The organism is Mycoplasma sp. 10961, from assembly GCF_055523525.1.
Genome location: NZ_JBVFVD010000001.1, coordinates 455,689 through 472,369, shown reverse-complemented (window position 1 = coordinate 472,369; position 16,681 = coordinate 455,689). Strand labels below are relative to the sequence as shown.

The following is a 16,681-nucleotide window of genomic DNA, read 5'->3' as shown; positions in this document are numbered from 1 at the left end:
TACCATTCGTTGGTACCAACGAAAAAATTTTTTGAAAGGAAAATTATGTCAAGACATTTAAAGAAAGAAGAATTTGCAAAAATATATGAAGAATATCAAAAGTCAGGTTTCCCAGGTGCTTTTCGGGCTATTTACCAAATATCACCAGGAACAAAAAACTTACAAAGAAATAGTGTAAAAGTTAGAATTAATAAAATAATTAAGTATTATAATTTAGGTATGGAAGACTTATTGCAGACAAAGAAAGGCGAAAACCGCAAAAAAGGAAGTGGCAGTCCTAAGAAGAAAAGAGAACCAAATTGAGATATTTTTGATCGTGATGATTTGTTACAAATAGCTAAAAGATATTATGAAATTACCAATGAATTACCCAAAAGTAAGAAAGTTATTGAATTAAAAAGTTTTAGCATAAGTTATGTGAAGCTTTCAGAAGTTTTTGGCATTTCTAGGCAAACAATTTCTAAAACTCATAAGATTAAAATTTCACAAAAACTCCCTAAACATAGTGATGTAATTGAAAAATCGTTCATAGAAACAAAGTCAAGATATGGAAGGCTAAAGCTAAGTGTTTACATATCTCAAAAATACAAAATAGATATAAACGAACGTTCTTTAGGGAGATATATGAACCTTTTAGGCCTAAAATGTAAGCTTAGACAAAAATCAAAACGAAAAGAAATTAAAAATGTATCTTCACAAATTGATAACTTCGTAAATCGTGATTATAACGATCAAAACAATCGAAATATTTATGCAACTGATGTTTCATATATAAAAGCACCAAAAGACGTGTTAGAATCACACGTTTATTTGTCTGCAATTTTGTCTCATAAAACTAAACAAATTGTTGGTTTTAAATTATCAAGAAGTAATAATCTAGAACTAGTTTTAGACAATTTAAATTCATTAAAACAATACAAACCCAAAAATTTTATCATTCACTCAGATCATGGCTTTCAATATACACATCATCAATATATTAAAGAAGTTCAAAATATTGGTGGCGTTGTTTCGTTATCAAGAGTGGGAAATTCACTTGATAATCGAGAAATTGAATATTGGTTTGGGATCATTAAAACCGAATTATTAAATGATTTAGATTATTCCAAAATAACATTCAATGAACTCAATGATATGATACAAGAATATGTAGTTTGGTATAATAACGATCGAATTCAATCAAACTTAAACTGAAAAACGCCAAAGCAATTTGCAATGGCATTATAAGTTACTAAAATGTTAAATTTTGCTGTCCATGTTTATTGTGACCTATGAATTATCACTTAGAAATGATACTGAACTAATTTTGAATAATATCACCAATACAAAATTCAAAAATAATTTTATTTTACATTCTGACCATGGATCTGCTTATTCTTCGCTTGAATATACTAAGAAAATAAAATCACTAAAAGGTAAAATATCAATGTCAAGAATTGGTAATAGTCTTGACAATCGTGAAATTGAGTATTTCTTCTCAATTCTTAAAAGTGAAATTTTCCCAAATTTTGATCAAACCTGTAAAAGACTTACTTTTATTGAATTATCACAAAAAATCAAAGAATTTATAAACTGATATAATTATAAAAGAATAAGATAAAAAAACCTTCCCAAAGCATTCCGTTTGGCTTAGCCAAATGGTATGGTTGGGGAAGGTAAAACCGTCCGAAAAAAATTTCCCAGTTTACTATAAATTTATAGGTGGTTTTTGCAAAATTATTTTTTCCCCAAATAGACATATGCAGGATAACCAATTTCTTTAGTAGTGCGATCGATAATTGCACCTAATGTTTCAGTAAAATTATCAGGATGTACATTTAAAACTTCTTTGACAACTTCCCAATAATTTCCATTAATTGCTCCTGAATAAGATCCTGGTTCATTAATAAAATACAATAATTGAGGCATAATTTTTACTTTGTTGTCAACTTTTTCAAGTTGCATAATTACTCTACCCAGCGAAACATATACTCTAGTATTATTTGTTATTTTAGAGGTAAAACTCTCAGATATATCGCTAAAGGATTTAAAACCGACAACTTTATCAACTTGTTTAATGTGGTTGTGTGGGATGGATTCATTTTCAATTTTTATTAATCCAATACTATGTTTATATATATCGGAATATTTTGCATTAGGTTTTTCTGGATATAAAAATCACTTAGTATTTGGATATTTATAGTAAGCAAAATAATCTAGATTCGAAAGGAACAAAGCCCAATTTTCATTTAATAAATCATTTAACTTTGTTTCATAATCACTATCAGTATAGTTTAAAGTATCAAACCTTTTAGTAAACTCATTTCATTTTAAATTTATGTTATTAACTGAAGCAGCAAGGTCCTCAATTCCTAATTTATTGGCAATATTTTTAACATTTCTTGCAACTGCTTGAGGATTAGATAAATCAATGTCTCTAGTATTTGCATTGCCAGCTTGGGGATCTTTGTTTGTGCATGAGATAACCCCAATTATTGGTAAAATATTTAAAGTTAAAAGTCATTTTTTCATAATATTATCCTTTGATATTTATTAATATGTAGCGAAATTCTTTTGCACCATATTCATCAGTAAATAAGGTTTTATTTATATCGCTATAACTGTAGTTTTCATCGTCTCATTCAGCTGCTACTTCGACGTATTTTTTTAAATCAAAATCACGCAATTTATCTTTACTAGTAATTAGTTTGGGATACGAATATAAATAACTATGCAAAGCAGGTGGCGAACTTTCAGAGATTGAATTAGTTGAATTATCTCCGCTGATATCAAAATGTAAGATTCGTCCATCTTTAGTTAATAAGTAAATTCTAATTTCATAAGGTTCACTAGTATTTTGTGAATCGCTTACTTGAATTTTCTCGCTATAATATTTTTGAACTACAAAATCAATTATCTCGTTACTTGCTGGAGTATAAAAAGCATCGTAAATTAAATTGTTAGTTTCAATTTCATCAATTAAATCATTTTGTGCTTCATCAGAAGCTTGCAATTCAGTATATTGTAAGAAAGTAAATTTATCTAAATTATATAAAAAGAATAATCAATTTTTAGTATATAAATCAACAATAGCATTATTACCACTTAAAGCAGCATAATGTGCTTGATTATTTTTATATTTTTCTTCTTCTTTATTAAAATATGGATAAATTATATTATTGGAATATCGTATCTTGGTACGTAATTCTGCAAAATAATCTTGGTTTAAAGCTTTTTGTGTTTGAATGTATTTATTTTGCTTTTCTAAATCATCTTTATAAATTGACTTTAAGATTACTTGGATGTAATTACGGTTAATAAAGTTTTCTCAATTTTGGTCAACTTTTGATTGGTTAGATATTTTAATTGATTTAATTTCTTGATTTTTTTGGTCAAAGCTATTTGAAGAACAACTCACAGTTAACCCAAATGTAATTAACATTAAAGGTGATACAAATAAATATTTTTTTAATTTTCTAAACATTTTTATCTTTCCAAGTTAGGAATACAAAGCTTGGTGAGCCATACTTTTGTTTTTTTACCATTTCAACTTCAAATTCTTGACGCCCGCGCTCGTATCCATGAATAAATAATTGATGTACTACATTTGAAATTAGCGAAGGTGAAATTGTATTTGCTTTAGATTCACCAAAATATCAATTAATTGGACGTAATTGTACTTCAGGTTGTGTATTTTCAGCCCGAAGATTATTAATAATCACCCTAAAGATAAGTTTATTTTTACGTATATAATAAACCACCACATCACCTAGTTCGGTTGATTCAATACCTTCTCTAATTGCTTCCAAAAAGTGATTTTCAAATTCCCAAGTTCCTCTATCAATGCCATTTTTTATTCTGTTAGTTTTAGGTATGATTTCTTCTTTGTATTCTTCACTAGTTGAATAATTTTTAGCTAAGTCAACAGTAACAAATTCAACAAAAGTAAGTTCAATTTTATCAAGATTATTTAATATAAAATACCAATTTTTACTAAAAAAGTCATTTTGCTCTAAGGCGTATTTTTTCTTATCGTTGCTATTTTTAAAGTTATTTGTAATTTCTTTAAATTGATTAACTAAATTTTGGTAACTATCAGGGGATGTTTGGGAATTAACATATTCTTGAATTTTAAGAGAATCAAACCGATAGGCATTATTTAAAATTGTATCGATAATAGTTTTGTGAGTTTTGTTTTTATTATCATCTGAAACTGAAGTTATTGCATCAACGTTATTAATTATTTTATTTAATTCTGGTTGCTTTGAATAATTTACACATGAAACTGTAGCAAAAGGTAACATGCTTAAAGTAAAAAAAAGATATTTAAATTTCTTATTTCTCATCAATAAACCCCCAGGTATAGCGATACATTTTATTATTTGGTGATTCTTTATTAAATAATTCATTTGCATAATAAAATGCATTTGCATAATTATTTTTATGATAATGATTTAAAAAATATTCATCATTAAACTCACTTAAAATTGGATTAGGATCAAAATTATTATTAGAATTAAGTTTTTGGTAATAATCTAATTCTTTTTGTGGATAAAACTCCATTCCTTTTGAAATATATGATGATAAAGTTTGATATAACATTTCAAAATTATTTATCGTATTTTGAAAAGTAAATATTTCCCCAGTTAAAAAGATTTCTCTTTGTGAACTATTATTAGTTTTTTCAAAAAGAAAAATAGGAATTAGAATGTTATGATCTTGTTTGTTTTTCAATCTTAAAAAAGTAATTTTATGATTAAAAAATTTATTTGTTGGATTTTGTCATAAACTAAATGAGTTGCTAAATTCAACTATTTGGTAATCTTTAAATGTTTTGCTTAATGTTTTTTGGTTTGTATAATATTCTTCAAAACTTGATTGGTTTTTCAAATATTCCTCTTGGTATTGGGCTCTATGTTCTTTAAAATTTGGCATTCAATTATTAAAAACATATGTAAAATTACCAATATTTTGTAAATACCAAAACCAACGATCATTCAAGGTTGAGGATATTATTTTAACTGAATTAAGAGCTGTTTTTAATTTTCAACGTTCTGCAATTTCCTCAATTTTAGGTATAAATAAAGGTGCAAAAGTTAAAGACATATTCAATTCTGATTTAAATTTTTCTTCCACTCTTAATTGTTCATTAAAAAAACTCTTTAATCTTTTTGGATCATCTTGCTTTAAATTATCTTTAACAAACTTTTTAATAATTTCATTAATTTGGTAATCTTCTTGGATTAAATCTTGGTAAGGAGAAGTTGTTGGCTTATTATGTTCTGAACATGAAATAATTAAAGGCATACTTACAAAACTTACTGTTAATAAATTAAACCTTAATAACTTTTTCATAAAAAATTTCTTCAAGGCTTGCATATTTTTCACCTGAATATACAATTCTACCTTTATGAATTAAGGTTAAAGTATTAACAAATTTATCAATTTCACTTAAAATGTGTGAACTAATAAAAATTGTAATTCCTTTTTCACGTAAGTTTTGAAGTATGTTAAACAATTGGTAGCGAGCCGTTGGGTCTAAGTTGGCAGCTGGTTCATCTAAAATAATTATTTCAGGGTTGTTTAGCAAAGCCTGAATTAATAAAACTTTTTTCTTTTGGCCACTAGAGAAATTAAATGGTTTTTTGCGTTTTAAATCACTAATTTCAAATTCTTCTAAATATTGATCAATTTTTTGTAATAATTCTTCTTTTGGAATTCCATTTAATTGTCCAAGGTACATTAAGTAATCTAAGACTGTTAATTCTTTGGGGAAAATTGCATTTTCAGGAATATACCCAAGTGCAAGGCGGCTTTTATGGTCTTTAATGCTAATCCCATTAATAAATACTTCACCAGTATGGTTAATATATGCACCAATAATTGTTTTGATTGTGGTTGTCTTTCCTGCTCCGTTTTCGCCAATAAAAGCATGGAATGATCCTTTTGGAACACTAAATGTTAAATCAAATATACCAGTTTGTTCATTTTTATTGTCATAGATTTTACTTAAGTTTTTGACTTCTAAAATTTTTGTTTCCATTATTTATAATCCTTTTTAAAGTATAGTCAATTATTAAGTGCAACAAAACCAACAATTAAAATAATTCAGATTAAAAAGTAATAATTTTTATTAACTGTTTGAATGTTATTTCTTGCTACTTGCCAAACTTCTTCAACCGGTTGAAAGGCATAATTATTAGATGGTTCTAATTCATATCTAATAATTACTTTTCGCTCTTTTTTTTCATCTTCTTCAATTTGTTGTTTTGCTACATAGTTAGCAAAACCTCCTAAGTTATATCTAAAGCCTTCAATATCTAAATTAATTGAATGAGGATCAAAATTATTCGTTGTTGTATTAAATAAAATAGCATCAGCCACAAATGTATTATTATATGTAAAATATAAATAGTAAATTAATCCTAGTGCGATATAAATTTTCTTCTCAATAATAGTTTTAATACTACGGTTTTCAAGAGAATCTTTATTCAAAACAACAGAGCGAATATCATGTATTTTTAAAAGTTCATATTCTGAATCTATTTTTAAATGTTGTGAAATTAATTTAAAAATAATATCTTTCACTTCAAAAACATTATCTAAGGAAGCTTCTTTAAATTCATTAGCCAAAGCTTGTACAAATTGTTTTGCATAGTATTGGAATACTTCGCTTTCTAAAAGTTCTTTTAAATATTCTCATTTAATTTGGCCAACTAAATTATCTGAAGCTGAATAAATAAATTTATCTTCAGGGAATTTTTGTCCAAAACTTTCAGCCCCTTCCCTTGCATAAATTAAGTTTGTATTAACTAAGTTTTCAATGTGACTATATGATTTTAATGAACCAGGAATTAAATAAGCATTTTTATTGACCCTAGATTCAATAATATCATTTCCATATTGATCCTTAAGATAATTACCATCTGAATCTTGTTTTTTAACAATATGACTAGTAATTGGATAAAGTTTTAAATTAACATTTTTATTTAAATCATAATTATAAGTATAAGTATCTTGATTTTTATAATAAATATAATTACTTAAATTATTGTTTGAACTTTCAACAAATGTTTCAGCAATATTTTTATTCTGAGTATTAAAATAATCAACAAATTGGTAAGGTAATGATAAATAAGAATAAATTTGTCATTCTAAGGCTGAGTTTTTTGAATAATTAAATGCTTCTTTTAAATATTCTCTTTGGTCAGCTCGTAATTCTTTTTTATCATTTCCGTTAGGAATAATGTAAAAGGTATCTTGTTTGTTATTTAAATAAAATTTTTCTAAGTTTGGCAAGTTTCCAGAAGGATTATTTTCATATTTGGTGTTTAAATAATAAGCAATATTATTGCTTGTTGAAGTGCTTTTAGTTGAAATAATGGTTCCACCAATTACAAGTGGACTAAATAAGACCAAAGGAATGGTAATTGCCACTTTAGCATTAACTTTATAAGCAATTAAAGAGCTTATATTACCAAATAAAATATATCCTAAACTAAAAATTGGTATTGATAAAAAACCTAAAGCAATTATATTATGGTCTTTTAAAGCTCCTAAAATTATAAAATTTGAGATTGCTAAAACCAATGATCAATAAAAGGCAAATAAAAAATTTGTCAATGTTTTTCCTCATATTATGCTTTTACGAGATATAGCTTTAGATAAAGTTAATAGTTCAATACCTTCTTCTTCTAAATCCTTAAAAATATTAATTGATTTAATAGATGAGTATAATAAGGTTAATAGTAATTCTATAAAAACAATGATATAAAAAATTAATGTTTTTATGTTTGTATTTAAATCAAATGAGATAACAGAAGCCAAAAATATAAGGGCCACAGTTAACCATATTAACGGGATAATTAAGGTATTTTTCTTTTTTAATGTAATTTTGTGTATAAAGAAAATATACTTAAAAAATGTGTTCATAGTTTCCTTTCTATATTACTGCACAGTAATATTATAAAATAAATTAACTTAAAAGCTAACCATTATTTTAAAAACTTTTAATTTTTGAAATAACTACTATTTAGGTCCATATATAAATCTCAAATAAATTAAGCCAAATTGATTAAATATATAGCCATACAGAAAAGCTAACATCAAATGTTAGCTTTTCTGTTATCATTCGTTGGTACCAAGGAAAAAAATTTTTTGAAAAGAAAATTATGTCAAGACATTTAAAGAAAGAAGAATTTGCAAAAATATACCAAGAATATCAAAATTTAAGTTTCCAAGGTGCATTTCAGGATATTTATCAAATATCATCAAAAACAAAAAACTTGCAAAGAAATATTGTAAAAGTTAGAATTAATAAAATAATTAAGTATAAAAACTTAACAAAATACGAATTAAAAAAGAACAATCTTTTAGATTGATTGCTGAAAATGTTGAAAAAACTTTATCCCAGCCTAGTTTAATCACAAGGCTTAGTGTATAAACTGTAAAAAAATATGAAAAATAATAAAAAGTAATCAAAAAATTGTTATTTCTCACAAAAATAAAATCAACAAAGAAGTTGCAAAGTTACAAATTCAGAAATTGAATCAGTGTTTAAGGATTATTTAAAGAGGTGTGAATTTCTTTTAAACAGTAATTTAGCAAATAATCAACTTTCGTTTAAAATTTATTATTATTCTGAATCATGGTTCTTTTATAAGACAAAAAATTTCTTACAAAACCTTAATTAGAAGATTCAACCAATTAGGTTTATTTAATACAAAAACAACCAAAAGAGTAAGAAAAGTTCAAGATTAGCACAGAATAAAACTTCACAATAAATAACGTTAATATTAGAAATTTAGTTTCAACAAACTAAACAAAATAAAAACAAAGACATATTTAAAAATTAGATGAAATTGTTGAGATTGTGTACAACTTAAACCATTATATCTTACCAGCAATTAGTATAGTAACAATAAAAATTGCTAACACCCCGATTTTAAGAGAAAGAAGCAACATTAAGGTATCAAAGGGGGTTAGAAATAGTATTTAAAAATATGGATTTTTATAATGATTGACATAAAAGATAGTCATTATTTTAAAAACTTTTAATTTTGTCATTTAATATAAATTCAAAAAGTTTTTCTAAATGGGGGTTGATATTTAAATTTACTAGTTGTTGAACTTTTGTTTTAAGTATTTGTTGTTCTTTTACTTCAAAATTTTGGTATGTTATTTGCAAATCACTTTGGTGCAAAAAGCAACTTTTTAAAAAATTATTATTTCATTCAATAAAGTCAGTTCAATTTTTAGTTTTTATTTTGCTAGAAAAATGCGAATCTTTTATTTTAAGGTTGTAAAACTCTTTTTCTTTTAAAACAATTTTATTGGGTAATTTTGTATCTAATAGGTTTATATCCTCTTGATCAAAAACAAGCGAATGAATTATGCGATCTTTAATATATTGATCATGATTTTTATGTAAAAAGACTTTATTTAAATGAATAAAAGTATCCAAAATTGCATTTACTCATTTAAAAGAATTATTAAAACAAGCATGATTAAAATTTTCACACTTATAAAAGGTTTTGCTGTATATTCTAATTATTAAATTAAAGATATCTTGGTTTGTTGCAAGCTTGATTTTTTGAATTAAGTTGTTTTGTTGATAAATAAATAGTTTCATGGTTCTCCTTAATTTTCCTGATAAGTTTATTACAAAAAACAGAAAAATCTATATAATAATTATATGAAAAAGATTAATAAGAAATTTAAAAATGTTTTAGCATTAACTTTAGCAACTTCAATCACGCCAGTGATTGTATCATGTGGTACAACTGACGCACCTGAAAGAGGTGCGTCAGACAATACTCAATTAAAAGCTGATATTAATGCATACATCTTAAGATTAAATACACAAACATCATTCCAATACAAACGTAATTTGGAAACAGCTTCAACTACCGAAGATTTAACTCGTTTAAAAAATCAAATTACTGAATATTGAAATAAATTAGTAACAGAAACACAAAGCGCAATTGATAAAGTTACTGATACACAAATTAAAACCCAATTAACAACTGAGTTTAATGGATTTAAAAATTCTAATACATCAACAGAATCAAACTTTAATTCATTAAAACAAAGAGCTAAAGATCAAGAAAATAAAGAAAAAAATCCTAATTCTAACACAAACCCAGGAGGATCAAATACAAATAATAATTCAGACCCAAATAATGGACAGGGTCATACAGCAAATCCTGGACAACCTGGTGAGCCAACACAAAACCCTCAAGAATTAGAACCCTTAAAACAAGAAATTAGAGCTTTAATCCAACAATTACCTGATGATAACAGACAAAAAGGTGTTTTTGGTCTTCGTATAGAATTTAGTCAAACTAAACAACAACTCGAAGCCTTGAAAACTGAAGTTCAAAACGCTATTAAAGAAGAACAAGAAGCAGCCCAAGATACAAGTCCAACCGAAACTAGAACATTTAGTTTCCAAAAAATATCTCAAGAAAAAGCTATTGAAAAATTAAAAGACCGTAGTTTTTCAATTGGATATGGTTATAAAAACAAAGGTGAACAGGTTTACTCAAATTATGATGGAACAGGTTGATTACTTGATTATGCATTTGATAATAATCAGAGCAAACAAAACCTCATTTTATTTTTAGCAACTAATTTACACGTTCATAATAGACAAGCAAACACTTTTGAAGGAACTGCTGATAAAGGTAAATTTTTAGAATACGAAACAACTGAAGATTCAAAAAACACTAACTTCTTTTTAGGTGTTCCAAAATCAAATATTAATACTGCTCCAATTAAAAATAAACAAATTCCAAGTATTGAAACAAATATACCTAAATTGTACTCTAACTTACCTGATTCAGTTACTGATAAACAAAAATCAACACCAATTGGAGATATCTTAGGAAATCCAAAAACAGTATTTGCTGCAATTGATATTTTTGATTCAACTTCAAATAATCAACTTAAACAAACAGCGAGTGTAAGACCTAATGATGAATTTACTGACCAAAAACTTGGAATTGATTTTGCAGTATTCGCTGTTGAAATCAAATATTCTTCATTAAATAATTCAGAACATAAAGAATTGAAAGACCACATTGATAAAGCAATTAAATCATTTGATGATGATTTAAAATCGTTAAAACATGATGGAGATACTTTATACATCCCATTTGACTATGCTTCTTCATATCAAAAAAATAATCGTAGAGCTTTAAAACCTGAAAGAATTTATATTGGTGGATATCCTAAAGCTAGTGACCTTGGATCTGTATTTATGACTAATACTTCAACTGATTTAAACCACGATATTACATACAGAAATAATACATTCACAAACAATTTAACAGTTTCACCTGTATTTGATTCAAAAAGAGCAACAGTTCCTTTTGGCTACAGTTTCAATGTTGATAATTCTTCACTATACTATGGTGCCAGTGGTTCAATGGTGCTTAATGAATATGGAGTTCCTGTAGGTATTTATTCAACAGTTGACAATACTGATGGTGCATCAGATTTATCAAAACGTGGCGGATTTATCCAGTTAATTATGACCCAAGATAATCCAGCTACAAACTTTGCATACAATCTTATTGATGGAAGTGATAAATCCAAATATCCAAAACAAGAAAAATCATATCGTCAAAATCTTGCTAAACTTACAACTTTAACATCTAAATACCCTAAAACAGCTTTATTCCCTGAAGGAATAATTAAAAACAGCTAATGAAAAAGAAATTTTTTCTTAATTTAGGTTCAATTTTAAGTATTGTAAGTTTTGGAGCATTGGTATCTTGTAGCACAAGTGACCCAGTGCAAAACCCCGAACCTGTTAAACCAAATCCTGATCCAGGCAATGACACAGGACAAGACTCCACTGGAACTATAAATACTAACGGTGATTTTGAAACCTTTAAGACATCAATTGCTAACAAAACTTTTAGTGATTTATTTAAAATAACTGGAACAAGTTTTGGTTTAGATGATATTAAAGCTAATTTTACTAAAGACCAATTCATTGAAAAAGTTGTTTCTGGTGATTTAAAGGTTACTTTAAAAAATGATGATACAACGTTAAAAATCGTTAATGCTATATCAGTTGAAAACCAAAATAGAGCTGCACTAATTTTTGCTTATAAAAATAATTCAAATAACTTAGTTCAATTTGATATTGATGGCTTTCTTGACAAAAATAGTAATTCACTATCAACAAATAACAATCAACCAGTTAGTGACTGAACAATCTACCGAGAATCAACCCAACAAGAGCGATATGATCAAGACATGAAAGCATATGATCAATTACTCGCAAGTGGAGCACAAGCCCGTGAATTAGGTGCAACAACTCAAACCAAAGAACAGTATGATAAATTAGCTAAAGAATTAAACTTAGCAAATTATGATCGCTCAAACTTATTAGGTTTTACCATTCCTAAATATGATGCAGATGGAAAGGTTTTAGGTCTTGACATGAAACTGCAAGAACAAGGTAAAGCAGATTCATGAGTTGATAGTTATGGAAGAATTAAAGGTTTAAATGCTGGTTTAGCTCGGACAATTACTAACCAAACTTATGCTAATATGGCCTTATCTTCATATAACCTTAAATTAACAAACTGAGCCGTTTCTGCTCATGAAGCTGATCGATTAATTGCCAAAGAAATTTTCGTTCCAGATCCATTTGTTCATGAATATTTAATTAAAATGTTGTCAAATGAGGAAATTAAAAGTGACTTACTTGAAAAATTAAAGCGTAATTATGATGATGCCGATACAGTTGTGGTAATTCACGATAAAGCCTTTGAACAATTAGCTTCTGAAATTGGGCTTTATCCTGCACGTCAAAGATATGAAGATGAATTCAATAAACACAGAAGATCTTTATTAATTGACAAAATTAATAAAACAGTATTAGATAAAAAAATTAAAAATAAGCTTATTTCTACTGTTAACCACGCAAAAAGAAATGAAAACTTTAACCATTTACAACATTTATGAGAAAGTTTTACACCTAATGCAGGTACCGCTTGAATTATGGACTATGAATTGCCAAAAGATGGTAAATATCCAACTAAATGATATTTTGCAACTAACCTGCACGTCATTGATGCAATGGACCAAATTCATTTTAAAAACTTTCAATTAACTGTTTTACATGAAGAAATGACTTCACTATACAATAAATTACGTACAATTCCATTAGATGATCGTTTCAAATCATATGACTTTAATGACGATAATTCAAAGGCAATTACAAGAATTTTTGATGGCCGCGATTATTTAACTAAGGATCCAGTAGATTTTTTAGCTGACAAAACTTTTGATAAAAAAGAATTTATTGATATTGCAATTTTTGAAATAGACTTTGAAAAAACCAACTACACAGAAGAAGATATTAAATTTATAACAAATAATTATGCTAATAAAGATGATCGTAAGATCTCATTTGTTAACTATGATTATTTAAATCAATATTCAAAAATTGATATACCTTTAGCTACGCGTAATATTGAAGATCTTAAAAAATATGATAATTTATACATCTTAGGTTATCCAAAAACTAAAACAGATCACTTTGAAGATTACTTTATTGACCAATATGAAGACAAGACTCTTTATGAACAACAATGGTTTACATATAGTTTATGAACCAATGCTTCTTATGACCTTTATAAAAAACCAGGACCAACTGATGATGAAAAATCTAAAACAACTTATGAATTAGGTTATGGACTTTCTTACACCCTAGGTTATCGTACATTCACTGATAAACCTGGAGTTGTTGATCAGTTTATATCTGCTCCAATCATTGGATCTACTCCATATACCTCACCACAAGATGATAAACAATATGTCGCAATGAACCTAGCTTATGCACCACGTCGCTATATCCCAGGAGGAGGTGCAAGTGGTTCGCAGGTAAGAATTCAAGATAACAAGGTTGTTGGAATTTTCCACAGTGTTAATCAATATGCAGGATCTGGACTTGCGGCCGCTTTCAGAAGTGATGGGTTTGATTATAAAGGGTTATATGGTGAATATAATTTACCTCAATATGATGTAATTTATGGCACGGGTAAAGATCAAAAAAATTCATATCGAAATGAAATGCTTAAAGCAGGTAAAGGAAATACTTGATTATTCAAAAATGGATTTAATTTAGAAAATGTTCCTGAAGAATTTAAATTTAAGCCAACAATAAATAATTAATAAACATAAAAAAATACAAATGAGGCAAAATGAAAAAGAAATATACTTTACTTTTTTCTTCACTTAGTTCTTTAGGATTTTTAACAACTGCTTTATCATGCACTAATAAAGAACCTACTCCTGAAGATGGCAAACCGAAAACAGGTGATGCAAACTCCAAACCAAAAGAAGAATTAACCTTTGCACAATTTTCTGAATCTCTTAAAGGCAAAGACTTTGACCAACTTTTTAAAGTAGAAGGTTCATTTGTTGATCCAAATAACTATAAAGAAAACTTTAATAAAAATGATTTTTCTTCAAAAGTTGTTACTGGTGAAGTTAAAATAAATTTAAAAGATGGTAATACTGACCTAAAAGTTTTAAATTCAATTGCATCAGATACTGATAATAGTGTTGAAATTATCTTTATATATAAAGATAATATTAACGATACTTTAAAATATCGAGTTAATGGATTTAAACAACAAAGTTATATTATTCAACCACCTAAAAAATCTGATTCAGAATGGAGTAAATATCTAAATGCAACTCAGCAAGAGCGTTATGAAAAAGATATGGTTGATTATGATAGAGGCCTTGCATTAAATACTGAATTAAGAAATACAAATATTACACAGGAAACAAAGGCTCAATTTGATGCGAAAGCTAAGGAATTAAATTTACCTACTTACGATCGTTCAAATCGCTTAGGAATGACTATCCCAAGTTATGATGAACAAGGTAATTTTAAAGGTTTGGATTTAAAACTAACTGAAACAGGTAAGGGTTCTTCATGGGTAGATTCACATACTAAAGAAAGTCATCTTAATAAAGGATTAGCACGCACAATTACAAATGAAACATATTCAAATATTTCGCTTCAATCCTATCAATTTAAAATAAGTAATTGAAGTATTTCAAAAGATCCTAAGCAACGTGCTATTGCTAGTGAATTATTAAAAAACGATGCAGATTTAACAGTCTTTATCAATATGATTAATAATGCACAAGAAAAAGAACGTATCCTAGGAGTTTATTCACGCCACAAGGATAATCAAGGTGTTGTCAAGCAATTAATTGAACAAACCTTTAACTTATTAATTGCTGAAAATGATTATCAAGAAGCTGTAAAAAAATACCGTGATTATGTTAAAGGTCACCAAGATAAAGTCATTGCAAGAGTAAAAGCAAATACTGAATTACAAGAATCAGTTAAAGAAAAGCTAATTTCGAAAATTAGTGAAGAAGATGACTTTAATAAACTACAAAATTATCCTAATACTCATTCACCTTTTTCAGGAACGGCCTGAATTATGGATTATGAATTAACTAGCGATGGTTCATATCCAAAGAAATGATATTTTGCAACTAATTTGCACGTCATTGATGGTGCTAATGATGCATTAGATAGTTTTCAATTAACTGTCTTAGACAAAAATACTCCTTCTTTATACCAAAAATTACAAACAATTCATTTTGACGATCGTTTCAAATCTTATAATTTCTCAGATCAAAACAAAGAAGCTTTTAGCCGTATTTTTGATGGAAGAGATTATTTAAAATTAGATCCAAAAGACTATATTGCAGATAAAAGTCAAGATTTAAAAGAATATATGGATTTTGCAATATTTGAAATTGACTTTAGTAAAACTGATTATACTGAGGAGCAAATTAAAGCATTAACCAATGATTATGCTAATTTAGAAGATAAGAAAAAAGTTTCATTTGCTAATTATGATTATTTATCAAAATATGAAAAAATCGATTGACCTTTAGCCACAGATGATTTTAAGAGTGTTTTAACAAACTATGATAATTTATATATTCTTGGTTTTCCAGCTACTCAATCACAAGGCTTTTTAGACTTTTTCTTAGATAATTACCAAGATGAAAATTTACTAAGTGTTGCATTATATACATATAGTTTATGAACTAATGCAGCTTATGATTTATATCAAAAGCTGCCAACTAAAGATGAACGTTCACAAATTGTATATAAGTTAGGATATAATTTATCTTACAACCTTGGATACCGTACTTTTACAAATAAGCCTGGAATTGTAGATCAATTTTTATCTAATCCAGTTACTGGAAGTGGCCCATATCGTTCAAGTCATGATAATAAACAATATGTAGCAATGAATTTAGCATACTTGCCTCGTCGCTATGTACCAGGAGGCGGTGCTTCAGGATCATCAGTACGTACTCAAGAAAATAAGGTTGTTGCCATCTTCCATAGTGCCAATTTAACAGCATCAACTGGTGTTGCAGCAGCTCTTCGTTCAAGTGGTTTTGATTATCAAGGATTATATGGTTCATACAATTTACCTCAATACGACGTAATTTATGGAACTGGAAAAGATCAAAAAAATTCATACCGTGATGCGATGCTTAAAGCAAACAAAGGTAATACTTGATTATTTAAAAATGGTTTTGCATTAGAAAATGTACCTGAAGAATACAAATTTGCAGATGCAAATTAACATCTATAATAAAAAACATTTAGTTCAACTAAATGTTTTTTATCCTT

13 protein-coding genes are annotated in these 16,681 nt (G+C 27.2%); 6 read left to right on the top strand and 7 right to left on the bottom strand.

Going from position 1 to position 16,681, the window contains the following annotated elements:
• Positions 1-45: 45 nt before the first annotated feature.
• Positions 46-1,227 (top strand): IS3 family transposase, encoded by a 1,182-nt coding sequence (locus tag AC0B4T_RS02040; RefSeq protein WP_465102800.1) that lies wholly within the window; start codon positions 46-48, stop codon positions 1,225-1,227.
• Between the two features lie 28 nt (positions 1,228-1,255).
• On the top strand, positions 1,256-1,600 hold the full coding sequence (locus tag AC0B4T_RS02035) for an IS3 family transposase (RefSeq protein WP_465102919.1): 345 nt from the start codon (positions 1,256-1,258) through the stop codon (positions 1,598-1,600).
• 116 nt (positions 1,601-1,716) lie between these two features.
• Here AC0B4T_RS02035 and AC0B4T_RS02030 read toward each other — a convergent pair whose 3' ends face one another.
• The 6 genes from AC0B4T_RS02030 to AC0B4T_RS02005 are packed head-to-tail and all read right to left on the bottom strand — an operon-like array spanning position 1,717 to position 7,806.
• Positions 1,717-2,511: a hypothetical protein gene (locus AC0B4T_RS02030; RefSeq protein WP_465102918.1), complete on the bottom strand. Its 795-nt coding sequence runs from the start codon at positions 2,509-2,511 to the stop codon at positions 1,717-1,719.
• A 4-nt stretch (positions 2,512-2,515) separates the two neighbouring features.
• Positions 2,516-3,463: an aromatic motif membrane protein gene (locus AC0B4T_RS02025; RefSeq protein WP_465102917.1), complete on the bottom strand. Its 948-nt coding sequence runs from the start codon at positions 3,461-3,463 to the stop codon at positions 2,516-2,518.
• A complete protein-coding gene (locus AC0B4T_RS02020; protein WP_465102916.1) occupies positions 3,456-4,325 on the bottom strand; it encodes an aromatic motif membrane protein in 870 nt (289 codons plus the stop codon). The genes AC0B4T_RS02025 and AC0B4T_RS02020 overlap by 8 nt, the downstream gene beginning before the upstream one ends.
• On the bottom strand, positions 4,315-5,334 hold the full coding sequence (locus tag AC0B4T_RS02015; RefSeq protein WP_465102915.1) for an aromatic motif membrane protein: 1,020 nt from the start codon (positions 5,332-5,334) through the stop codon (positions 4,315-4,317). Before AC0B4T_RS02015 ends, AC0B4T_RS02020 begins: the two co-directional genes overlap by 11 nt.
• The gene (locus tag AC0B4T_RS02010; RefSeq protein ID WP_465102914.1) at positions 5,312-6,022 is read right to left on the bottom strand and encodes an ABC transporter ATP-binding protein; all 711 of its coding nucleotides are present in this window, start codon (positions 6,020-6,022) and stop codon (positions 5,312-5,314) included. Before AC0B4T_RS02010 ends, AC0B4T_RS02015 begins: the two co-directional genes overlap by 23 nt.
• On the bottom strand, positions 6,022-7,806 hold the full coding sequence (locus tag AC0B4T_RS02005) for a hypothetical protein (protein ID WP_465102913.1): 1,785 nt from the start codon (positions 7,804-7,806) through the stop codon (positions 6,022-6,024). Before AC0B4T_RS02005 ends, AC0B4T_RS02010 begins: the two co-directional genes overlap by 1 nt.
• Before the next feature lie 344 nt (positions 7,807-8,150).
• Here AC0B4T_RS02005 and AC0B4T_RS02000 point away from each other — a divergent pair, with 344 nt between their 5' ends.
• Positions 8,151-8,402, top strand: coding sequence for a hypothetical protein (locus AC0B4T_RS02000; RefSeq protein ID WP_465102912.1), 252 nt, complete (start codon positions 8,151-8,153; stop codon positions 8,400-8,402).
• A 620-nt stretch (positions 8,403-9,022) separates the two neighbouring features.
• Here the strand turns inward: AC0B4T_RS02000 and AC0B4T_RS01995 are convergent.
• On the bottom strand, positions 9,023-9,610 hold the full coding sequence (locus tag AC0B4T_RS01995) for a hypothetical protein (RefSeq protein ID WP_465102911.1): 588 nt from the start codon (positions 9,608-9,610) through the stop codon (positions 9,023-9,025).
• 63 nt (positions 9,611-9,673) lie between these two features.
• Between AC0B4T_RS01995 and AC0B4T_RS01990 the strand changes: the two genes are divergently transcribed.
• Genes AC0B4T_RS01990 through mip (AC0B4T_RS01980) form a run of 3 tightly spaced genes read left to right on the top strand, consistent with a single transcriptional unit; the run spans position 9,674 to position 16,634 of the window.
• Positions 9,674-11,689 (top strand): MIP family Ig-specific serine endopeptidase, encoded by a 2,016-nt coding sequence (locus AC0B4T_RS01990; RefSeq protein ID WP_465102910.1) that lies wholly within the window; start codon positions 9,674-9,676, stop codon positions 11,687-11,689.
• A complete protein-coding gene (mip, locus tag AC0B4T_RS01985; RefSeq protein WP_465102909.1) occupies positions 11,689-14,172 on the top strand; it encodes an Ig-specific serine endopeptidase MIP in 2,484 nt (827 codons plus the stop codon). Before AC0B4T_RS01990 ends, mip (AC0B4T_RS01985) begins: the two co-directional genes overlap by 1 nt.
• Positions 14,173-14,201: 29 nt before the next feature.
• The gene (gene mip, locus AC0B4T_RS01980; protein ID WP_465102908.1) at positions 14,202-16,634 is read left to right on the top strand and encodes an Ig-specific serine endopeptidase MIP; all 2,433 of its coding nucleotides are present in this window, start codon (positions 14,202-14,204) and stop codon (positions 16,632-16,634) included.
• Positions 16,635-16,681: the final 47 nt, after the last annotated feature.